The organism is Sideroxyarcus emersonii (assembly GCF_021654335.1).
GTDB classification, from domain to species: Bacteria; Pseudomonadota; Gammaproteobacteria; order Burkholderiales; family Gallionellaceae; genus Sideroxyarcus; species Sideroxyarcus emersonii.
In genome coordinates, this window is the sequence record NZ_AP023423.1 from 1,115,001 (window position 1) to 1,136,098 (window position 21,098).

General features: G+C 58.9%; 14 protein-coding genes, 2 rRNA genes and 1 riboswitch (1 of these 17 only partly in view). Of the genes, 14 read left to right on the forward strand and 2 right to left on the reverse strand.

The features are described from left to right. The 6 genes from L6418_RS05425 to ftsB form a co-directional block, all read left to right on the forward strand. A 23S ribosomal RNA gene (locus tag L6418_RS05425) occupies positions 1-2,867 on the forward strand (it extends 15 nt beyond the left edge of the window). A gap of 119 nt (positions 2,868-2,986) precedes the next feature. After that, positions 2,987-3,099: ribosomal RNA gene (gene rrf, locus L6418_RS05430) — 5S ribosomal RNA — on the forward strand. A 306-nt stretch (positions 3,100-3,405) separates the two neighbouring features. Continuing rightward, positions 3,406-5,052 carry a CTP synthase gene (locus L6418_RS05435; RefSeq protein ID WP_237248455.1) on the forward strand — a complete coding sequence of 549 codons (1,647 nt, stop codon included), beginning with the start codon at positions 3,406-3,408 and terminating at the stop codon, positions 5,050-5,052. 94 nt (positions 5,053-5,146) lie between these two features. Then, a complete protein-coding gene (gene kdsA / locus L6418_RS05440; RefSeq protein WP_237248456.1) occupies positions 5,147-5,998 on the forward strand; it encodes a 3-deoxy-8-phosphooctulonate synthase in 852 nt (283 codons plus the stop codon). A gap of 17 nt (positions 5,999-6,015) precedes the next feature. Beyond that, positions 6,016-7,299 carry a phosphopyruvate hydratase gene (gene eno, locus L6418_RS05445; RefSeq protein WP_237248457.1) on the forward strand — a complete coding sequence of 428 codons (1,284 nt, stop codon included), beginning with the start codon at positions 6,016-6,018 and terminating at the stop codon, positions 7,297-7,299. After that, entirely contained in the window at positions 7,299-7,631 is a 333-nt protein-coding gene (gene ftsB, locus L6418_RS05450) for a cell division protein FtsB (RefSeq protein WP_237248458.1), read from the forward strand. Before eno ends, ftsB begins: the two co-directional genes overlap by 1 nt. Here the strand turns inward: ftsB and L6418_RS05455 are convergent. Then, the gene (locus L6418_RS05455) at positions 7,624-9,255 is read right to left on the reverse strand and encodes an alpha-D-glucose phosphate-specific phosphoglucomutase (RefSeq protein ID WP_237248459.1); all 1,632 of its coding nucleotides are present in this window, start codon (positions 9,253-9,255) and stop codon (positions 7,624-7,626) included. The genes ftsB and L6418_RS05455 overlap by 8 nt on opposite strands. A 116-nt stretch (positions 9,256-9,371) precedes the next feature. Between L6418_RS05455 and recQ the strand changes: the two genes are divergently transcribed. The 6 genes from recQ (at position 9,372) to L6418_RS05485 (ending at position 15,460) form a co-directional block, all read left to right on the forward strand. After that, positions 9,372-11,219, forward strand: coding sequence for a DNA helicase RecQ (gene recQ / locus L6418_RS05460; protein WP_237248460.1), 1,848 nt, complete (start codon positions 9,372-9,374; stop codon positions 11,217-11,219). Between the two features lie 82 nt (positions 11,220-11,301). Then, complete coding sequence (locus L6418_RS05465; protein ID WP_237248461.1) at positions 11,302-11,766, forward strand: hypothetical protein; 465 nt, start codon at positions 11,302-11,304, stop codon at positions 11,764-11,766. 131 nt (positions 11,767-11,897) lie between these two features. Further along, a complete protein-coding gene (locus L6418_RS05470) occupies positions 11,898-12,602 on the forward strand; it encodes a YebC/PmpR family DNA-binding transcriptional regulator (RefSeq protein WP_237248462.1) in 705 nt (234 codons plus the stop codon). Between the two features lie 138 nt (positions 12,603-12,740). Next, positions 12,741-12,843, forward strand: a riboswitch (cyclic di-GMP riboswitch). 77 nt (positions 12,844-12,920) lie between these two features. Next, on the forward strand, positions 12,921-13,838 hold the full coding sequence (gene motB / locus L6418_RS05475) for a flagellar motor protein MotB (protein WP_237248463.1): 918 nt from the start codon (positions 12,921-12,923) through the stop codon (positions 13,836-13,838). Between the two features lie 77 nt (positions 13,839-13,915). Continuing rightward, the gene (locus L6418_RS05480; protein WP_237248464.1) at positions 13,916-14,254 is read left to right on the forward strand and encodes an integration host factor subunit beta; all 339 of its coding nucleotides are present in this window, start codon (positions 13,916-13,918) and stop codon (positions 14,252-14,254) included. Between the two features lie 279 nt (positions 14,255-14,533). Then, positions 14,534-15,460 (forward strand): DMT family transporter, encoded by a 927-nt coding sequence (locus tag L6418_RS05485; RefSeq protein WP_237248465.1) that lies wholly within the window; start codon positions 14,534-14,536, stop codon positions 15,458-15,460. A 15-nt stretch (positions 15,461-15,475) separates the two neighbouring features. On the opposite strand, the gene L6418_RS05490 is transcribed toward L6418_RS05485, so the two are convergent. Then, entirely contained in the window at positions 15,476-17,980 is a 2,505-nt protein-coding gene (locus tag L6418_RS05490) for a cation-translocating P-type ATPase (RefSeq protein WP_237248466.1), read from the reverse strand. A gap of 171 nt (positions 17,981-18,151) precedes the next feature. Between L6418_RS05490 and L6418_RS05495 the strand changes: the two genes are divergently transcribed. Further along, complete coding sequence (locus L6418_RS05495; RefSeq protein ID WP_237248467.1) at positions 18,152-18,451, forward strand: hypothetical protein; 300 nt, start codon at positions 18,152-18,154, stop codon at positions 18,449-18,451. Between the two features lie 21 nt (positions 18,452-18,472). Beyond that, positions 18,473-20,992, forward strand: coding sequence for a magnesium-translocating P-type ATPase (gene mgtA, locus L6418_RS05500; protein ID WP_237248468.1), 2,520 nt, complete (start codon positions 18,473-18,475; stop codon positions 20,990-20,992). Positions 20,993-21,098 lie beyond the last annotated feature (106 nt).

Genomic DNA, 21,098 nt, shown 5'->3' on the forward strand with positions numbered 1-21,098 from the left:
TGCATATGATGGATGCCTTGGCGATTACAGGCGATGAAAGACGTGTAAGCCTGCGAAAAGCTGCGGGGAGCTGGCAATAGAGCATTGATCCGCAGATATCTGAATGGGGAAACCCGGCCCGCAAGGGTCACTCCTGACTGAATACATAGGTCAGGTAGAGCGAACCCGGAGAACTGAAACATCTAAGTACCCGGAGGAAAAGAAATCAACCGAGATTCCGCTAGTAGTGGCGAGCGAACGCGGAGCAGCCTGCAAACTTTAGCTTCTGAATTAGTGGAACAGTCTGGAAAGTCTGACCATAGTGGGTGATAGTCCCGTACGCAAAAATTCAGGAGTGGAACTAGGTTTGGAACAAGTAGGGCGGGGCACGAGAAACCCTGTCTGAACATGGGGGGACCATCCTCCAAGGCTAAATACTCGTAATCGACCGATAGTGAACCAGTACCGTGAGGGAAAGGCGAAAAGAACCCCGGAAGGGGAGTGAAATAGATCCTGAAATCGTATGCATACAAACAGTGGGAGCGGACTTGTTCCGTGACTGCGTACCTTTTGTATAATGGGTCAGCGACTTACGTTCAGTAGCGAGCTTAACCGAATAGGGGAGGCGTAGGGAAACCGAGTCTGATAAGGGCGATAGTTGCTGGGCGTAGACCCGAAACCAAGTGATCTATCCATGGCCAGGATGAAGGTGGGGTAACACTCACTGGAGGTCCGAACCCACTAGTGTTGAAAAACTAGGGGATGAGCTGTGGATAGGGGTGAAAGGCTAAACAAACTTGGAAATAGCTGGTTCTCTCCGAAAACTATTTAGGTAGTGCCTCATGTATCACTCTCGGGGGTAGAGCACTGTCATGGCTAGGGGTCTATTGCTGATTACCAAACCATTGCAAACTCCGAATACCGAGAAGTGCGAGCATGGGAGACAGACACCGGGTGCTAACGTCCGGTGTCAAAAGGGAAACAACCCAGACCGCCGATTAAGGTCCCCAAGACATAGTTAAGTGGAAAACGAAGTGGGAAGGCTAAAACAGTCAGGATGTTGGCTTAGAAGCAGCCATCATTTAAAGAAAGCGTAATAGCTCACTGATCGAGTCGTCCTGCGCGGAAGATGTAACGGGGCTCAAACTATGCACCGAAATCGCGGATATCTTCGGATATGGTAGGAGAGCGTTCTGTAGGCCTGCGAAGGTGTCTGGTAACGGATGCTGGAGGTATCAGAAGTGCGAATGCTGACATGAGTAGCGATAAAGGGAGTGAAAGGCTCCCTCGCCGAAAGCCCAAGGTTTCCTGCGCAACGTTCATCGGCGCAGGGTGAGTCGGCCCCTAAGGCGAGGCAGAAATGCGTAGTCGATGGGAAACAGGTTAATATTCCTGTACCTCAATGCAATGCGATGTGGGGACGGAGAAGGTTAAGCGAGCCAGGTGTTGGATGTCCTGGTTTAAGCGTGTAGGGAGATCTCTTAGGCAAATCCGGGAGGTCAATCCTGAGGCGTGATGACGAGTGCCTTCGGGCGCGAAGTTGCTGATACCAAGCTTCCAAGAAAAGCCACTAAGCTTCAGTTGCATTGGGACCGTACCGCAAACCGACACAGGTGGGCAGGATGAGAATTCTAAGGCGCTTGAGAGAACTCGGGTGAAGGAACTCGGCAAATTAGCACCGTAACTTCGGGAAAAGGTGCGCCCCGGTAGAGTGTAGAGACTTGCTCTTGAAGCTCGATGGGGTTGCAGTGAAATGGTGGCTGCGACTGTTTAATAAAAACACAGCACTCTGCAAACACGAAAGTGGACGTATAGAGTGTGACGCCTGCCCGGTGCTGGAAGATTAAATGATGGGGTGCAAGCTCTTGATTGAAGTCCCAGTAAACGGCGGCCGTAACTATAACGGTCCTAAGGTAGCGAAATTCCTTGTCGGGTAAGTTCCGACCTGCACGAATGGCGTAACGATGGCCACACTGTCTCCACCCGGGACTCAGCGAAGTTGAAATGTTTGTGAAGATGCAATCTACCCGCGGCTAGACGGAAAGACCCCATGAACCTTTACTGTAGCTTTGCATTGGATTTTGAATAGACCTGTGTAGGATAGCTGGGAGGCTTTGAAGCGGTGTCGCCAGACATCGTGGAGCCGACGTTGAAATACCAGCCTGGTGTGTTCGAGGTTCTAACCTAGATCCGTAATCCGGATTGGGGACATTGCATGGTAGGCAGTTTGACTGGGGCGGTCTCCTCCCAAATTGTAACGGAGGAGTACGAAGGTATCCTAGGTACGGTCGGACATCGTACTGATAGTGCAATGGCAAAAGGATGCTTAACTGCGAGACTGACAAGTCGAGCAGGTGCGAAAGCAGGTCATAGTGATCCGGTGGTTCTGTATGGAAGGGCCATCGCTCAACGGATAAAAGGTACTCTGGGGATAACAGGCTGATTCCTCCCAAGAGTTCATATCGACGGGGGAGTTTGGCACCTCGATGTCGGCTCATCACATCCTGGGGCTGTAGCCGGTCCCAAGGGTATGGCTGTTCGCCATTTAAAGTGGTACGTGAGCTGGGTTTAAAACGTCGTGAGACAGTTTGGTCCCTATCTGCCGTGGGCGCTGGAAGTTTGAGGGGGCCTGCTCCTAGTACGAGAGGACCGGAGTGGACGTATCTCTGGTGTACCGGTTATGACGCCAGTCGTATCGCCGGGTAGCTATATACGGAAGAGATAACCGCTGAAAGCATCTAAGCGGGAAACTCGCCTCAAGATGAGACTTCCCTGGCAACTTGATTGCCCTGAAGGGTCGTGGAAGACCACCACGTTGATAGGTCGGGTGTGGAAGCGCAGTAATGCGTTAAGCTAACCGATACTAATTGCCCGTGCGGCTTGATCCTATAACATTAGGCAAGCGCAAGTAACAACGCTCGCAACAATCAGAACACACTTTACTTCTTCCAAAATTACATCAAGCGCTGGAACCCTGAACCCGCTTCAGCGATTGATAACAGTTATGTCTGACGACCATAGCAAGTTGGCCCCACTCCTTCCCATCTCGAACAGGACAGTGAAACGACTTCGCGCCAATGATAGTGTGCATCCGCATGTGAAAGTAGGTCATCGTCAGACTCCTTACAAAGCAAAACACCCCGCCCAAAAGGCGGGGTGTTTTGCTTTGCGGGTTTGAAATGATCCAAGGCTCTGGCAACGCGCGCACGCAGGTGCGGTGCGGTTGGCTGAGCGCGCGCCGCGTGCTCGATGTCCGCCAACCTGGGAAAGGCGGCGGAATCCTTAGATTCCGTTGCAAACGGTAACGGCCACGTTGAAGCCGTCGACAGAGGGTTGCTGCAGAAATTCGCCCTCGATGCCTCTTCGCATTGCTTGGCGCGCTTCTTCCTTTGAGAGGATACCTGTTTTGCGATACAATCGCGTTCCATGACCAAGTACATATTCATTACCGGCGGCGTTGTCTCTTCCTTAGGAAAGGGCATCGCCGCCGCTTCACTTGCGGCTATCCTCGAATCTCGTGGCCTCAAGGTCACGATGCTTAAACTGGATCCCTATATCAATGTCGATCCGGGCACGATGAGCCCGTTCCAGCATGGCGAAGTTTTTGTCACTGAAGACGGTGCCGAGACCGATCTCGATTTGGGGCATTACGAGCGTTTCATCTCGGCCAAGATGCGCAAGGCTAATAACTTCACCACCGGCCAGATCTATGAGAGCGTGATCCGCAAGGAGCGCCGTGGCGAATATCTGGGCAAAACGGTACAGGTCATCCCGCATATCACCAACGAAATACAAGCCTTCGTCGAGCGCGGTGCTGCCGCGTCGCATGAGGGCAAGGCAGATGTGGCCATCGTGGAGATCGGTGGCACGGTAGGTGACATCGAATCGTTGCCGTTCCTGGAAGCGGCTCGCCAGATGGGGTTGCGCATGGGACGGCACCAGGTCGCCTACGTCCACTTGACGCTGGTTCCCTATATCGCCACCGCTGGCGAATTGAAGACCAAGCCGACCCAGCACAGCGTGCAGAAACTGCGCGAGATCGGTATCTTCCCGACCGCCTTGCTGTGCCGCGCGGATCGCCGTATTCCGGATGATGAGCGCGCAAAGATCTCGCTGTTCGCCAATGTGCGCGAAGACAGCGTGATTTCGATGTGGGATGTGGACAGTATCTATAAAGTGCCGCAAGTGCTGCACGAGCAAGGATTGGACCGCATCATCTGTGAAGAGCTGGCGTTGAATGCGCCGCCCGCCGACCTGACCGTGTGGCAGAACCTGATCAAGGCGCAGGAAAACCCGCAACACCAAATCACCATCGGCATGGTTGGCAAGTATGTCGATCTTACCGAATCCTATAAGTCGTTGATCGAGGCATTGCGTCACGCCGGTATCCATACCGCCACTCGAGTGAACATCGAATACCTCGATTCTGAGGCAATCGAAAATGAAGGGACTGATTGCCTGAAAGAGCTTGATGCGATTCTGGTGCCAGGCGGATTCGGAGTGCGTGGCACGGAAGGAAAGATCGCCGCGATTCGCTATGCGCGGGAGAACAAGATACCCTATCTCGGTATTTGCCTGGGGATGCAACTTGCGGTGATCGAATATGCTCGCCATGTTGCCGGTATGGCGGATGCCAATAGCACTGAATTCAACCTGGAAACGGAACATCCGGTCGTGGCATTGATCACCGAATGGCTGGACCGCGATGGCAAGGTTGCCAAGCGCAGCGCCGACTCCGATCTGGGGGGCACCATGCGTCTCGGTTCGCAACGTTGTCCGATCAAATCCAACACCTTGGCGCAGCGAATTTATGGCGATGAAGTGAACGAGCGTCACCGTCATCGCTATGAAGTTAACAACCATTACGTCCCTGCGCTGGAAAAAAACGGTTTGATCATTTCTGCGCGCACTCCCTCCGAAGATCTGCCGGAGATGATGGAGTTGCCGCAAAGCATGCATCCGTGGTTCGTTGGCGTGCAGTTCCACCCGGAGTTCACCTCCACACCGCGTGCCGGACATCCGCTGTTCAAGGCCTACGTCGAGGCTGCCGTGAAGCACAAGGAGGCAGCATGAAATTGTACGGATTCGATGTGCAGCCCGGACACGGTGGCGCAAAGCGCTTGGTGCGGGAAGGGCTTGCCCAACATCAGTCTGGAGGCGTCGAATTATGAAGCTGTGCGGATTTGATGTTGGCCTGAACAAGCCGTTGTTCCTGATTGCCGGTCCATGCGTGATCGAATCGGAACAGATGGCGTTGGACACCGCAGGCCAGCTGAAAGAGATTTGTCAGCGACTCGGGATCCCGTTCATCTACAAATCCTCCTACGACAAAGCCAATCGCAGTTCGGGCAAGACCTTCCGCGGTTTTGGCATGGAAGCGGGCTTGAAGATTCTGGAAAAGGTCAAAGCGCAGATCGGCGTGCCGGTACTGACCGATGTGCACACCGAGGATGAGATTGCTCCTGTCGCTGCGGTGGTGGATGTGTTGCAAACGCCCGCATTCCTGTGCCGCCAGACCGACTTCATCCATGCCGTGGCGAAAGCCGGCAAGCCGGTGAATATCAAGAAAGGCCAGTTCCTGTCGCCGTGGGACATGAAGAACGTGGTGGACAAGGCGCGCGAAGTGAGCGGCGCGGACAACATCATGGTGTGCGAGCGCGGTGCCTCGTTCGGCTACAACAATCTGGTGTCGGATATGCGTTCGCTGGCAGTCATGCGCAATACCGGTTGTCCGGTGGTATTCGATGCCACGCATTCCGTGCAATTGCCCGGAGGGCAGGGCACGGCGAGCGGCGGCCAGCGCGAATTCGTGCCGGTATTGGCACGCGCAGCAGTCGCGGCCGGGGTGGCGGGGGTGTTCATGGAAACGCATCCCGATCCTGCGAAAGCATTGTCGGATGGGCCGAATGCATTTCCGTTGGGCCATCTGCAAGCGCTGTTGCAGACGCTCAAAGCGCTGGACGAATTGGTGAAGCAACACGGTTTTATCGAAGAGAACGTTAACTTGAAAAGTGTGTGAGTGAAGGAAGAATAAGAATGAGTGCAATCGTTGATGTAGTAGCGCGTGAAATACTGGATTCCCGTGGCAACCCGACCGTAGAAGCGGATGTGTTGCTGGAGTCGGGCGTGATGGGCCGTGCCGCTGTGCCGTCCGGAGCTTCCACAGGAGAGAAAGAAGCGATCGAGTTGCGTGATGGCGACAAGAAGCGTTATCTCGGCAAAGGCGTGTTGAATGCCGTTGAAAATGTGAACACGGAAATCGCTGAAGCGATCATCGGCCTGGATGCCGCTGAGCAGGCTTTCATCGACCAGACCATGATCGAACTGGATGGCACCGATACCAAATCGCGCCTGGGCGCGAATGCCATTCTCGCCGTCTCCATGGCCGTGGCGCGTGCCGCAGCAGAAGAGAGCGGCCTGCCGCTGTATCGCTACCTCGGCGGTGCAGCACGCATGGAAATGCCGGTGCCGATGATGAACGTTATCAACGGTGGAGCACACGCGACTGGCGGTGCAGATATGCAGGAATTCATGATCGTCCCGGTAGGGGCGCCAAGTTTCCGCGAGGCGTTGCGTTACGGCGCCGAAGTATTTCATGCCTTGAAGTCAGTCCTGCATCATCGTGGACTTCCCACCACGGTTGGTGATGAAGGGGGATTTGCACCGGCGCTGGGTTCAAATGAGGGGGCATTAAAGGTCATCGTCGAAGCCATTGAGGCTGCTGGCTATGTACCTGGTGCAGATGTGGCCATCGCTATGGACCCTGCTGCTTCCGAGTTCTATAAAGATGGCAAGTATCACCTGAAGGCCGACGGATTGACTCTCACTTCAGCGCAAATGGTCGATTTGTATGCAACCTGGGTGGACAAATATCCCATCGTTAGTATCGAAGACGGCATGAGCGAGCACGATTGGGATGGCTGGAAGGCACTGACCGACCGTCTCGGCAAGCAGATCCAGCTGGTCGGCGACGACGTGTTCGTGACCAATACCAAGATCCTGCGCGAAGGTATCAAGCGCGGCATCGCCAATTCCATCCTGATCAAGGTCAACCAGATCGGCACCCTGACCGAGACCTTTGCGGCCATCGAGATGGCGAAGCGTGCCGGCTACACCGCCGTGATCTCGCACCGTTCCGGCGAGACCGAAGATTCCACCATCGCCGATCTGGCTGTGGCTACGAATGCCATGCAGATCAAGACCGGCTCTTTGTCCCGCTCCGACCGCATGGCGAAGTACAACCAGCTGCTGCGCATCGAAGAAGACCTCGGCGACAGTGCCTCTTATCCGGGACGTGAGGCTTATTACCAGTTAGGCTGATGCGTGTCGTCACCTACATCCTGCTTGCTCTTCTCCTGCTGTTGCAATATCCGCTCTGGCTGGGGAAGGGTAGCTGGCTGAAGGTGTGGGAGATGGGCAAGCAGGTCGAAGCCCAGAAACAGATCAACGATCAGACCCAAAAGCGCAATGCGTCACTGGATGCGGAGGTGCGCGACCTCAAGCGCGGCACCGATGCTATCGAAGAACGTGCGCGTAGCGAACTGGGCATGGTCAAGCAGGGCGAAGTGTTCTTCCAGGTGGTCGGTGGAGAAGGGGCTGCAACGGCCTCGGGCGTGGCAGCCACCGTTCCTTCCACACTCGACGCTAAGTGATCACCGTCGGCTGTTCCCGCCCCGTGCGGGTCTGCAATTCCGAGATATGCAGCGCAATCCTGATCAAGTCCTTCAAGGCCTCCTGAGCATCCAGATGGTGGCGCGAGACGGCGGATTCGAATGCTTCCAGGTAAACGCGCAGCGTCGCGCCTTCCGTGCCTGTGCCGGACAGGCGGAAGACGATGCGTGAGCCGTCGCTGAAAAGGATGCGTATCCCCTGGCCATTGCTGATGCTGCCATCGACCGGATCGGTATAGCTGAAATCGTCGCAAGCCTGTATCGAATACCTGCCGAAAGCCGTGCCGGCCAGCGTGCCGAAGCTGTCGCGCAGATGCCGCATCACGCCATTGGCCGCTTCCGTCGGCAACCCCTCATAATCGTAGCGCGAATAGAAATTGCGGCCGAATCTGGCCCAATGCTCGCGAGTGATGGTTTCCACCGATTGCTTGCGGACTGCCAGGATGTTGAGCCAGAACAGCACTGCCCACAGCCCGTCCTTCTCGCGCACATGGCTGGACCCGGTACCGAAGCTTTCCTCGCCGCACAGCGTGACCTTGCCCGCATCCATCAGATTGCCGAAAAATTTCCAGCCGGTCGGCGTCTCGAAGCAGGGGATATCCAGCGCTTGCGCCACACGGTCCACGGCGGCGCTGGTCGGCATCGAACGCGCCACGCCTGCCAGGCCCTTGGCATAGCCGCGTACCAGCGTGGCGTTCGCCGCCAGCAAGGCGAGGCTGTCCGAAGGTGTTACGAAGAAGCGTTTGCCCAGGATCATGTTGCGGTCGCCATCGCCATCCGATGCCGCACCAAAATCCGGGGCATCTGTACCGTACATGATCTCCACCAAATCGTGGGCGTAGGTCAGGTTGGGATCGGGATGGCCGCCGCCAAAATCTTCCAGCGGCACGGCATTCATCACGCTGCCGGATGGTGCACCCAGGCGCCTTTCCAGTATCTCCTTGGCATATGGCCCGTTCACCGCATGCATTGCATCGAACCTGATTTTGAAGCCGCCCTGCAATAGCGACCGTATTGCGCCAAAATCGAATAAAGACTCCATCAGATCGGCATAGTCGCTTACCGGGTTGATTACCTTGACTTTCATATTCCCCAAAGTCGTCTCGCTCAACAAATCCAGCGGAACATCCGCAGCATCGAGCATGCGATAGCTGGAAATGGCCTTGCTCTTGGCAAAGATCGCTTCGGTCACCGATTCGGTGGCCGGCCCACCATTGCAGCCGTTGAACTTGATGCCGAAGTCACCGTCCGGTCCCCCCGGATTGTGGCTGGCCGACAGGATGATGCCGCCGAAGGTCTGGTATTGCCGGATCACGCACGAGGCCGCCGGCGTGGACAGGATACCGCCGCGGCCCACCAGCACCTTGCCAAAGCCATTGGCTGCGGCCATCTTCAGGATGACCTGAATCGCCTCGCGATTGTAGAAACGCCCGTCACCGCCCAGCACCAGCGTCGCGCCCTGGGGTGCGTTGACGCTGTCGAAGATGCTCTGGACGAAATTTTCCAGATAATGCGCTTGCTGAAAGGTGGTGACCTTCTTGCGCAGGCCGGAAGTGCCGGGTTTCTGGTCGGAGAACGGTTGGGTCGAAACGGTGCGGATATTCATCAAACAACCTTCCTTGGCGGTATTATTCTTGCGAAATCATACCATCGGCTGCAACCGGATAACCCCGGATTCTGCTGTTCGGGTTAAGCTCTCATTTTCGTTTGAACACAGTCCCCATGAGTCACGGCCACGCCCAACAAATCCTGCGCGACACGTTCGGTTACACCGCGTTCCGCGGCGCGCAGCAGGCCATCGTCGAGCACGTTGCGGCCGGCGGCGATGCGTTGGTGTTGATGCCTACCGGCGGCGGCAAATCGCTGTGCTACCAGATCCCCGCCTTGTTGCGCGATGGCGTCGGCATTGTGGTCTCGCCGCTGATCGCGCTGATGCAGGACCAGGTCGATGCGCTCAAGCAACTGGGCGTGTCGGCCGCTTTCCTCAATTCCAGCCTGGAAGCCGAAGCAGCGCGCGAAGTCTCGCGGCAGCTGATGCGCGGCGAATTGAAGCTGCTGTATGTCGCGCCGGAGCGGTTGATGACGGAAGGGTTCCTGGATCTGCTGGAGCGCCTGCAGCAAGAGAACCGGGTTGCCCTGTTCGCCATCGACGAAGCGCACTGCGTATCGCAATGGGGCCACGATTTCCGCCCCGAATACCGCGCGCTGACGGTGCTGCACGAGCGCTTCCCCTCCGTGCCGCGCATCGCGCTCACCGCCACGGCGGATGCGCCGACGCGCAGCGAGATTGTCGAGCGCCTGGCGCTGGAAAGGGCTACCCAGTTCGTCTCCAGCTTCGATCGCCCCAACATCCGCTATCGCGTCACGCTCAAGGACAACGCGCGCCAGCAGTTGCAGACCTTCCTCGAAACCGAACATCCCGATGACGCCGGCATCGTGTATTGCCTGTCTCGGAAGAAGGTGGAGGAGACCGCCGCATGGCTGAAGGAGCAGGGCTGGGATGCCCTGCCGTACCACGCCGGGCTGGATGCCGCCACGCGCAACGCGAACCAGAAGCGTTTCCTGCGCGAGGAGGGCGTCATCATGGTCGCCACCGTCGCGTTCGGCATGGGCATCGACAAACCCAACGTGCGCTTCGTTGCGCACCTCGACCTGCCCAAGAGCATGGAAGGCTATTACCAGGAAACCGGCCGAGCCGGCCGCGACGGCCTGCCTGCGAACGCCTGGATGGCCTATGGCCTGGGCGATGTCGTGTCCATGCGCCAGATGCTGCTGTCCGGCGATGCGGCGGAAGAGCGCAAGCGCGTCGAACTGCAGAAGCTCGATGCACTGCTGGGCTTTTGCGAATCCACCGCCTGTCGCCACCAGACCATCCTGCGCTATTTCGGCGAGGAGCATCCCGGCGATTGCGGCGCATGCGACAACTGCCTGTCGCCCGTGGATACCTGGGATGCCACCAAAGCCGCACAGATGGCGCTTTCCTGCGTTTACCGCACCGGGCAGCGTTTCGGCGTCGTGCATCTGATCGACGTGCTGCTCGGCAAGCTCACGCCCAAGGTCGAGCAATTCAACCACCAGCAACTGAGCACCTTCGGTATCGGCAAGGATCTGGCGCAAGCGCAATGGAGCAGCGTCTATCGCCAGCTCACCGCGGCCGGCTTCATCAATGTTGACATGGAGGGCTACGGCGGCCTGCGCCTTACCGAAGCGGCGCGTCCGGTGCTGCGCGGCGAGCAGGAAGTGTGGTTGCGCCGCGATGCCGAGCCGGCGAAACGCAAATCCAGCAAGGCAGAACGCGGCTCGCGGCTGCGCGAAGCCTTCGCCGGGGCCAATGAAGATCCGCTGTGGTTGGCACTCAAAGCCAAACGCATGGAGCTGGCGCGCGAGCAGGGGGTTCCGCCATATGTCATTTTTCACGACAGCACTTTGCTGGAAATCCTCAACCGCAAGCCGCAGACGCTGGATGAAATGGGGCAGGTCAGCGGCGTGGGGCAGGCCAAGCTGGCGAAGTATGGCGACGATTTCCTGCGAGTGCTGGAAGATGTCGCTCAATTCAAGCCAGCACCCTGACAGGCCATATGTGATTATTCTCACAGACGGTCTGGTCGATGTGCAGTAAGGTATCGCACTCATCAATGACAGGAGGGTAGGCATGTTCACGAATCGTTTCGCGCTGGTCGCCATGGTGCTGTGGATAGCCACAGTAGCGGTGTTTGCATGGTTCTTCGTGCGGGGCAACACGACGGCCGGAACGGATGGCCGGACTGCCGTGGTGCTGGCGCCGGCAGAACGCGACCTGGTCCTGGGCGAGATGCGCGGCTTGTTGTCTGCATCGCAGCAGGTCGTGCTAGGCATACGGCAGGGCGACATGAAACTGGTGGCAAAGTCGGCGCGGGCAGCGGGCATGGCTTCGGCTGCCGATGTCAATCCGGCGCTGATGGCCAAGCTGCCGGTCGCGTTCAAGTCCCTCGGCATGAGCGTGCATCGCGATATGGATGACCTGGCGCTGGCCGCGGAAAGCGGCAAGGGCCAGGCCGATCTGCTGGGCATGCTGTCCGATACGATGTCGAAGTGTGTGGCATGCCACTCCGCCTGGCAATTGCAGCCGGTGCAATGAGGCTTCGGACTGCGCAATAGCCGGCGCGTCTTCCGTCAAGATTGAACCCGGCCCTCACTTGAGGCAAGATGCGCCCCTTGGGATTCGTCCCGGCAAGGTATCGTATCGATCAACAGTTCAAGAGAGCAGACATGGGTGCACAGTGGAAAGCCAGACATAAGGAAGTGGCGGCGAATGCCAAGGGCAAGATATTCGGCAAATTGGCCAAAGAAATCATGGTCGCGGCCAAAGGCGGTGCCGATCCGAGCCTGAATTCGCGCCTGCGCCTGGTGGTCGAACAGGCCAAAAAAGCCTCCATGCCCAAAGACACGCTGGATCGCGCCATCAAGAAGGGCGCCGGTCTGCTCGACGGTGGAGCGCAACTGGAACGCCTCGTCTATGAAGGCTTTGCCCCGCACCGCGTACCTGTCATCGTCGAATGCCTGTCGGACAACGTCAACCGCACCAAGTCGAGCATGAATGTGCTGTTCCGCAAAGGCCAGCTGGGGGCGGAGGGATCCGTTTCCTGGGACTTCAGCTATGTCGGCATGATCGAGGCGACGCCGAACAGCCAGGAAAGTGATGCGGAGATCGCTGCCATCGAAGCGGGAGCGCAGGATTTCGAGCCTTCCGAAGAAGGGGCGAGCCTGTTCATCACCGATGTCACCGACCTGGATGCCGTATGCAAGGCGTTGCCTAACCATGGCTTTACCGTCGTCTCCGCCCAGCTCGGCTACCGTCCCAAGAATCCTGTCACCATCAGCAATGATGCCGAGCGCGAAGAAGTGGAAGCGTTCCTCGAGGCCATCGACGCGGATGATGATGTGCAGAACGTCTACGTCGGCTTGGCCGGTTAGGCGGGCTGCAGTTGACGGCCTGTGTCGGGCCGTCGCAGGCTGAAAAACTCCGGTTTCGAATGCTGCATGACCGCCAGGTTTGACAGTTACTGCTTCCAGACCATAGAATCCACGCGCAATCGTTGATTTCAACATCAACGCCTGCAAGGGCAAACCCGTCGAAAGGCGGGGACGCAAAGCTTCCGGGCTAAGGGACAAGTTCCTATTCGACATTTCGTCGAGTGCCAGCGGGGCCGCCAGGTGATCTGAGCATTCCCTCTATTCCTTTTGGCGTTCCGCTGTAATGAAGTCTTTGCGTATAACCGACATGAGGGTTATATGGCAGTGGTCAATCCGGAAGTCAGGAAGTCAGGCGGCGGCAAGCAGAAGATTCGACCTCTGGTGGTCAAGCGGATCGTGCGAACCGGCAAACCGCATGCGCGCGGCGCCTGGAAGATCGCATATGCCGATTTCGTGACCGCCCTGATGGCTTTCTTCCTGTTGATGTGGTTGCTCGGGAGCAATTCCGAGGCGCGCCTGCGCAGCATTGCGCAGTATTTCCAGACTCCCCTGATGGTCGTCTTGTCAGGCGGAAAGGATATGTCCGATCACAGCAGCCTTATCCATGAAGGGAGCAATCGCCCGGTGGCTGGCGAAGCGCAACTCAGGCAGGGTGAAGCACCGGGGATGGCCCCGGCTACCTTGAGCGACGGGCGGCTGGATGCGCAGCGCAAGGAAAGGTTGCGCCTGCAGGAATTGAAGCGCAGCCTGGAACTGGAAATCGAAGCGCATGCAGAGTTGCGTGCATTCAAGGATCAACTCCAGATCGATATCACTACAGACGGTTTGCGCATCCAGATCATCGATAAGCAGAGCCGTCCCATGTTCAATCTGGGAAGCACTACGTTGCAGCCCTATGCGGTGGACATCCTGCACAGTTTCGGCACCACCCTGAACGCCGTTCCGAACAAGATCGGCATTACCGGACATACCGATGCGACGCCCTACCAGGGAACCACCAGGAATTACAGCAACTGGGAATTATCCCTGGATCGAGCCAATGCAGCCCGGCGTGCGCTGGTCGGCGGCGGCCTGAAGGACGACAAGATCCTTCGTGTTGTCGGCCTGTCTTCATCTGCCTTGTTCGATCCGGCAGACCCGTTCAGCGCACACAACAGGCGCATCAGCATCATTGTGATGAATGCGCAGGCCGAGCAGGCTGCCGCCATGGACGGCGCAGCGCCGGAGGGCGAATGATGTCCATGCCTATGACAAAGCGTCCAGCACCGGGCTGGCCTCGTACCGTTTTATTTCATCTCGACACTTGAACCATCATGACTCGATCGGAACTGATTCAACAGCTTGCTTCACGCCATCCCGAGCTGACCCAGAAAGACATTGAAATGGCGGCCCGCCTTATCCTGGACAAGATAGCCAGCGTGCTGGAACAAAAAGGGCGGGTGGAGATCCGGGGCTTCGGCGCCTTTGCGGTGTTCCATCGCCGGCCTCGCAAAGGACGCAATCCGAACACCGGCATGATCATCGAATTGCCCGCCAAGGATGTGCCGCACTTCAGGGCCGGCAAGGATTTGCGCGAACGAGTGAATCGCTCCCATGCAGTGCCCCGTTCGGTTGCCTGCCCTGAGGCCAGGCTGGAGGCGATGGAGGCCTGAAACGCTATCGAGATGCCCGGTGCGCCTGACAGCAGCGTAGCCGGCCCCGATATCCGATTGACTTGCCGCCAGTCGCCCCCGTATATTTCGCCCCATGTACGCACAGCAACTCATTTCCGCCCGATCGACGATGTCCAAGCGACTGTGGCTGGCCCTGCCAGCACATAGCCGCAGCACACTCCGGTTCTGACGTTTCTGTTTCCAACCGGGCAACTGCGGGTCGACCGCGTTGCTTCTGCCTGAGACCCGTACTGCCGATAAACAAAGGGTCTTGCAAAGATGGCAAATCAAACCAGCAGCGCCTTCAACCAGCGGGATGTCCTGTTCGGCATCGTCTTCGCCCTGCTTGCCGCGGTGGGTTTTTCGGCCAAGGCGATCCTGGTCAAGCTGGCTTATCTCGATCATGTCGATGCCGTGACGCTGCTGGCCTTGCGCATGGTGTTCTCGGCGCCGTTCTTCATTGGCGTGGCGATCTGGGTCAGGCGCCGCCACGCCGTGCCGCTCGACATGCATGACCGGATACTGGTGCTGGGGCTGGGCCTGATCGGCTACTATTGTTCCAGCTTCCTCGACTTCCTTGGCTTGCAGTACATTTCCGCCGGGCTGGAACGCCTGATCCTGTTCCTCTATCCAACGATGACGGTGATCCTTTCCGCGCTGTTCTACAAGCGCGCCATCGGCCGCATGACCATGGCGGCGATGGCTTTGTGCTACGCGGGGATCGCGCTGGTCTTCCTGCACGATGCCGGGACAAAGGAAGGCGGTATCGTGCTGGGCGCATCGCTGGTATTCGCCAGCACGCTGTCCTATTCGATCTACCTGGTGGGGGCAGGGCATGCCATCGCACGCATCGGCACGCTGCGCTTCACCGCCTATGCCATGGTGGTGGCCAGCGTTGCCAGCTTGCTGCAATTCGCGGCTATGCGTCCGCTGAGCGCGCTCGACTTGCCGTTGCGCGTGTATGAACTCTCCGCTGCGATGGCGATCTTCTCCACGGTGCTGCCGGTGTTCCTGCTGTCTTTCGCGATCCGCCGCATCGGCTCCGGCAGCGCCTCGCTGATCGGCTCCATCGGCCCGGTCAGCACGATCTACATGGCATACGTGTTCCTGCACGAGAGCGTCTCGCTGCTGCAGATCGCAGGGTCGTCGCTGGTGCTGGCTGGCGTGCTCATCATCAGCCTGAACAGCAAGCGCGAAGGCAAGTAACGGCGGGGAGGGCGATCAGGCAGGGCGGCGCAGCTTGCCGAGCACGAGCTTGATAGCTTCAAGCAGGAACACGATGCCGATGCCGATGCCGCAGGCAAGCAACCAGTGCAGGAGCGCAGGCGGCCGGAAGGCGAATGCGGCTGCAATGGCGGGGATGCCGGTGATCACGGCCAATCCTGCAAATGTTCCGGCGAGCACCCACAAGGCCACCGCAGAAGGCGACGCAAAGATCTGCTGCCGCTTCTGCTGACGGGGGCGGATGGAGAATATCAGCGCTGCATTGGCAGTAATCATGACGATAAAGGCCAGTGCACGGGCCTCTTCGGCCAGCATGCCGGAGCGCAGGCTCCACATATAGAACGCAACGATCCCCAGCGTGACCCAGGCGCCCTGGGCCAGGCTGACCACAAGATGCCGGGGCGAAACGAGGTGTTCCGCCTGTGTGCGCGGCGGTCGCTCCATCAGCCTGGCATCGCCCTTTTCCGCCTCGAATACGATGGAACAGGCGGGGTCGATGATCAGTTCCAGGAAGGCGATATGGATTGGCGCCAGGACCAGCGGCAAGCCGAACAGCAGGGGCAGGATGGACAGGCCGATGATGGGGATGTGTACGGCAAGGGTGTACAGCACTGCCAGGCGCAGGTTGGCGAAGATGCGGCGTCCCAGCCGGATGGCGGCAACGATGGCGCTGAAATCGTCTTCCAGCAGCACCAGCGAGGCGGCTTCGCGGGCGACGTCGGTACCGCGCTTGCCCATGGCGATGCCGATATGGGCAGCTTTCAGCGCCGGCGCATCGTTTACTCCGTCGCCGGTCATGGCGACCACTTCGCGATTGGCCTTGAGCGCTTCGACGATGGCGAGCTTCTGTTGCGGCGAAACGCGTGCGAAGACATTCACCGATGCGATACGCCGCGCCAGCGTAGCGGTATCCATGCCGGCCAGCTCGTCCCCCGTCAACAGATTCCGGCCGTCGATCCCGGCATGGGTTGCAATCGCCCGGGCGGTGCGCGGATGGTCGCCGGTGATCATCACGACGCGGATACCGGCGCGCCGACATTCGGCGACCGCATCGGCCACTTCCGGACGCAGCGGATCGGCAAGCCCGGCCAGGCCGACGAATTCGAAATCGAAGTCGTGCTGGATGTCCGGCCAATCCTTGTGGATGCTGTGTCTTGCCTTGGCGATTCCAAGCACGCGCAGGCCGCGATCCGCCATCAACTGCGCATCCTGCTGCACGCGTTGCCGTTCAGCTTCGGACAAGTGGCAAAGATCGGCGATGGCCTCAGGCGCCCCTTTGGTGGCGACGACATCATGTTTGCCGGAATCGTTGCGCCACAGATGCGACATGGCAAGCAGCTCCGGCGAAATCTCGTACTCCCGCGCCAGCGACCAGTCCGGGTGCAGGTGTTCCGTGTTGGCCAGGAATTCGCGGGCAAAACGATGGAATGCCAGTTCCATCGGATCATGGGGATCGATCTCGCTCGCCAGTACGGCGTATTCGAGCAACTCGTGATAGGCCTCGGGCAGTCCGCTGCGGGCGATATCGGTCGTTTCCAGCAGCCTTCCGGAGACTGACAGGGCAGTCACCGTCATGCGGTTCTGGGTCAATGTCCCGGTCTTGTCCACGCACAACACCGTGGTCTCGCCCAGCGTCTCGATGGCGTTGAGGCGCCGCGTCAGCACACGCTGCTCGGCGATGCGGCGCGCGCCCAGTGCAAGGAACACGATCATGATGACCGGGAATTCCTGCGGCAGGATGCCCATCGCCAGGGTGATGCCGGCAAGCAGCCCGTCGAGCCAGCCGCCGCGCAAAGACAGGTACAGCAGGGCCAGCAGGATGCACAAACCGATGCTGAACAATGCCAGGCGCCTGGTCAGCAGGCCGATCTCGTCGCGCAGGGGCGATGCTTCGATGTCGATCTGCCGCAACGACCTGCCGATGCCGCCCAGCTCGGTCTTGCTGCCGGTCGCCGTCACGCGTATCAATCCCTGTCCGCGTACGATCAGGGTGCCGGCAAACACTGCGCTGTGCTCCGGGAATTTCTCCACCGCCACGGATTCGCCCGTCAGCATCGATTCGTCCGCCGCCAGTTCATGCGCCTGCAGCACGCTGCCGTCAGCAGGGACACGGTCGCCTTCGACCAGGACCAGGATATCGTCGCGCACCACATCGCGTCCGGCGATGCGCGTCGGCACGCCATCCCGGATCACCAGCGCACGCGGACTGGAGAGGTCGCGCAGCGCTTCCAGTGCGTTCTCGGTGCGCCGTTCCTGCAGCACGGTGACTGCCATGATGATGAGCACGAACCCGAGCAGGATGACGGCCTCATGGGCATCGCCCATGGCGAGATAGATTGCTCCGGCGCCTAGCAGCAGCATGAACATCGGTTCGCGCATCACTTCGCCTGCGATCGCCAGCAAGGTGCGGCGCTGGTCCGTGCCGAGTTCATTGGCTCCCTCGGCAGCCAGGCGTGCGGCCGCTATTTCGTGAGTCAGTCCTGGTGGAAAGGCGGTGGCCATGTCAGCTCGGGAGCATCGTTCAGTGTCGGGTGTGCATGCGCGGCAACTATAGCAAACTCATCCGTACAGCGTCCGCCTCAAATTCGCCCGGCGCGGATATCCGGCGGCAGGGTGGTTCGGGCACCTGGCAGGGCGTATACTGAAAAACACAGGGATGGTTAGGAGGTTGTCATGCTTCTGAGATCGGTCTTTATCGTTCTGTTGGCCTGGTTCGGCTGCGTCATTGCGGCAAACGCGCAATCCCTGCACGACCCGACGCGTGGCGAATTGTTGTACTCGACGCATTGCATTGCCTGTCACGATACCCAGGTGCACTGGCGGGACAGGAAGCAGGCCGCGGACTGGAAGGGGCTCCGCCGGGAAGTGCGTCGCTGGCAGAAACTTGGCAAGCTGCGCTGGAGCGACGAGGATGTCGCCTCGGTTGCGCGCTACCTGAATACCCGTTACTACCACTATCCCACGCCGGACTGAGCGGTGGATGCCGGAATGCCGATGGATGGGACACTTCGGCCGTGGTGGCTGGAACCCCCGCCGACAGGGACGGCCGGCTTGTCCGGGACGGAGGCCAGGGCACGCTTGGCCAGGTTCGGCCCCAACCTGTTTCGCGAACGGGCGGAAAAACCGCTGCTGTTGCAATTCCTCACCCGCTTCAAAAATCCGCTGGTCATCATCCTGCTCGTTGCCAGCGCGGTTTCGGCGTTCACCGGAGAGCTCACCAACTTCATCATCATCAGCTGCATCGTTCTGATGAGTGTCACGCTGGATTTTGTGCAGGAGTATCGCGCCAACGCGGCCGCAGAAAAGTTGAAGCTGTCGGTTTCCTTGCGCGCCAGCGTGTTGCGCGATGGCACGCCGCAGGATGTGGCAGTGAGCAGGGTCGTTCCCGGCGATGTCGTGTTGCTCGAGGCTGGCGACCTGATTCCGGCGGATGGACGAGTGATAGAGGCGCACGACTTTTTCGTCAAACAGGCGCTGCTGACGGGGGAATCCTATCCGGTGGAAAAGAAACCGGGCGCATTGCCCGACACTGCCACCGAACTGCAGGAGGCGACCAACGCGGTGTTCATGGGCACCTCGGTCATCAGCGGCAGCGCCCGCATGCTGGTGGTCAAGACGGGGACGACCACCGCCATCGGCGAGATCGCCGACAGTATTTCCCGCCCGTCGTTACCGACCTCGTTCGAGATCGGCACCCGCCGCTTTGGCATGCTGATCATGCGGCTGACATTCCTGATGGTCATGTTCGTACTGCTCGTGAACACATTTTTCCACAAGCCCTGGCTCGAGTCTTTCCTGTTCGCCGTGGCACTCGCCGTTGGCCTGACGCCAGAGCTGTTGCCGATGGTGGTTTCGGTCACGCTGTCGCGTGGAGCGATGCGCATGGCCAGGCAGCACATGATCGTCAAGCGCCTGGCAGCCATCCAGAACCTGGGATCGATGGATGTGCTGTGCACAGACAAGACCGGTACGTTGACCGAAGCGAAGATCCGCATGGAACGGCATGTCGATGCGGAAGGACGGCCCAGCGAGCGGGTGCTGGAACTGGCCTATCTCAACAGCTTCTTCGAAAGCGGCTTGAAGAGCCCGCTCGACGAAGCCATTCTCAACCACACGCATATCGATCTGGATGGCTGGAAAAAGATCGACGAAGTGCCATTTGATTTCGAGCGTCGTTGCGTCTCGGTGCTGATCGACAACGGCGAGGCGAGATGGCTGGTGGTGAAAGGCGCGCCAGACGAGATCGTCGGGCTATGCACGCGCTACGAAGCGGATGGAACCAATCTCCAGCGCCCGATCGACGATGCGGCTCTGGCAGGCATACGCGACCAGTACCACGCCTTGGAACAGGAAGGCTTTCGCGTACTGGGCGTTGCCTGGCGCCAGGTGCCGCTGGACCATCCGCATGCCGTGGTGAGCGATGAGACGGAACTGGTGCTGGCCGGATTCGCCGCCTTCCTCGATCCCCCCAAAGAGAGCGCAGCTTCCGCGCTTGCTGCGCTGAAGAAAGCGGGCGTTGCGATCAAGATCGTGACGGGCGACAGCGATCTGGTTACGCGGCATGTCTGCCAACAACTGAAAATCCCAGTCACCGGGGTGTTGAGCGGCAAGGAGATCGCGCAGATGGACGACCTCGCGCTGCGCGCCAGAGTGGGGGAGGTGAACCTGTTCTGCCGGGTCAATCCGGCGCAGAAGGATCGAGTTATCCGGGCGCTCAAGGCGCGCGGTCATGTGGTCGGCTATCTGGGCGATGGCATCAACGATGCGCCATCGCTGCACTCGGCAGATATCGGTTTGTCGGTCGATTCGGCAGTGGATGTGGCAAAGGAGGCGGCCGACATGATCCTGCTGAAACAGGACCTGCATGTGCTGCATGCGGGCGTGGTGGAAGGGCGGCGTACCTTCGGCAACATCATGAAGTACATCATGATGGGAACCAGCTCGAATTTCGGCAACATGTTCAGCATGGCGGGCGCTTCGCTGTTCCTGCCGTTTCTGCCGATGTTGCCGACACAGATATTGCTCAACAACATCCTCTATGACATCTCGGAAATACCGATCCCGCTGGACAAGGTGGATGCTGAGGAGGTGGCCAGACCGCGCGTGCTCGACCTGAATTTCGTGCGCAACTTCATGCTGGTGATCGGGCCGGTCAGCTCGGTGTTCGACTTCCTGACTTTCTACGTCATGCTGGCGGTACTGCATGCAGACGAGCGGCTGTTCCAGACCGGCTGGTTCGTCGAATCGCTGTGCACCCAGGTGCTCGTCATCTTCATCATCCGCACCCGCGGCAATCCGCTGAAGAGCCGCGCCCATCCTTTGCTGGTGGCGACCTCGCTGGCGGTGGTGTGCATCGCGGTGCTGCTGCCCATTACGGCACTTGGAGTACATTTCGGCTTCGTGTCTCCGCCCGCCAAGTTCTATCTCATCCTCGGCGGCATGGTGCTGGTCTATCTCTCCGCAGTCGAACTGGCCAAGCGGACTTTCTATCGCTGGTCGGCAGTGAGGAAATGATTCAAGGAACCTTCGATAAGCTCGTCACACCGGCGAAGGCCGATGTCCAGTAGACAAATACGCTTGATTACCGTCTGCACCCGCAAGGAGTATGCCGTGGGTGTGG

Excerpts from the sequence above, each read along its gene's own strand:
- recQ (WP_237248460.1), top strand. The coding sequence starts at position 9,372 with ATGAGTCACGGCCACGCCCAACAAATCCTGCGCGACACGTTCGGTTAC.
- L6418_RS05435 (WP_237248455.1), top strand. The coding sequence starts at position 3,406 with ATGACCAAGTACATATTCATTACCGGCGGCGTTGTCTCTTCCTTAGGA.
- mgtA (WP_237248468.1), top strand. The coding sequence starts at position 18,473 with ATGGATGGGACACTTCGGCCGTGGTGGCTGGAACCCCCGCCGACAGGG.
- L6418_RS05495 (WP_237248467.1), top strand. The coding sequence starts at position 18,152 with ATGCTTCTGAGATCGGTCTTTATCGTTCTGTTGGCCTGGTTCGGCTGC.
- L6418_RS05465 (WP_237248461.1), top strand. The coding sequence starts at position 11,302 with ATGTTCACGAATCGTTTCGCGCTGGTCGCCATGGTGCTGTGGATAGCC.
- eno (WP_237248457.1), top strand. The coding sequence starts at position 6,016 with ATGAGTGCAATCGTTGATGTAGTAGCGCGTGAAATACTGGATTCCCGT.
- motB (WP_237248463.1), top strand. The coding sequence starts at position 12,921 with ATGGCAGTGGTCAATCCGGAAGTCAGGAAGTCAGGCGGCGGCAAGCAG.
- L6418_RS05480 (WP_237248464.1), top strand. The coding sequence starts at position 13,916 with ATGACTCGATCGGAACTGATTCAACAGCTTGCTTCACGCCATCCCGAG.
- L6418_RS05455 (WP_237248459.1), bottom strand. The coding sequence starts at position 9,255 with ATGAATATCCGCACCGTTTCGACCCAACCGTTCTCCGACCAGAAACCC.
- kdsA (WP_237248456.1), top strand. The coding sequence starts at position 5,147 with ATGAAGCTGTGCGGATTTGATGTTGGCCTGAACAAGCCGTTGTTCCTG.
- ftsB (WP_237248458.1), top strand. The coding sequence starts at position 7,299 with ATGCGTGTCGTCACCTACATCCTGCTTGCTCTTCTCCTGCTGTTGCAA.
- L6418_RS05470 (WP_237248462.1), top strand. The coding sequence starts at position 11,898 with ATGGGTGCACAGTGGAAAGCCAGACATAAGGAAGTGGCGGCGAATGCC.
- L6418_RS05490 (WP_237248466.1), bottom strand. The coding sequence starts at position 17,980 with ATGGCCACCGCCTTTCCACCAGGACTGACTCACGAAATAGCGGCCGCA.
- L6418_RS05485 (WP_237248465.1), top strand. The coding sequence starts at position 14,534 with ATGGCAAATCAAACCAGCAGCGCCTTCAACCAGCGGGATGTCCTGTTC.